Source organism: Mycetohabitans sp. B2 (assembly GCF_021733735.1).
Taxonomy (GTDB): domain Bacteria; phylum Pseudomonadota; class Gammaproteobacteria; order Burkholderiales; family Burkholderiaceae; genus Mycetohabitans; species Mycetohabitans rhizoxinica.
In genome coordinates this window covers 1-291 of record NZ_JAHKSP010000178.1, presented here as the reverse complement: position 1 = coordinate 291, position 291 = coordinate 1, and the positions used below count along the sequence as shown (strand labels likewise).

General features: G+C 55.3%; 1 protein-coding gene. It reads right to left on the bottom strand.

Translation table 11 applies throughout. The features are described 5' to 3' along the window. A partial coding sequence (locus tag KPG66_RS17300) for an Rpn family recombination-promoting nuclease/putative transposase (protein WP_237071671.1) occupies positions 1 to 291 on the bottom strand: 291 nt, incomplete at both ends.

The following is a 291-nucleotide window of genomic DNA, read 5'->3' as shown; positions in this document are numbered from 1 at the left end:
ATATGCTTTTGCAGCAATTCCAGCATCGCCATGCGTCGATGCGTGATGATTTTATCATCCGGAATCACGGTGACGTCCACCAATGGAAAGCCTCCTGCATACAGCTGCGACGCCAACTCAGGCACCTCGAAGCTATCCAGCCACCGCATCGAGTACGGATACGGACTGACCTGCCCGTGATAAAACAGCAGCGGAATCACCAGCGGTAACTGGTCATGTCCGGCCTCTAAATGGCGCTGCATGGCGGCTATCGCGTAACGCATTAGCCGAAACGCCATATGACGCTCCGGC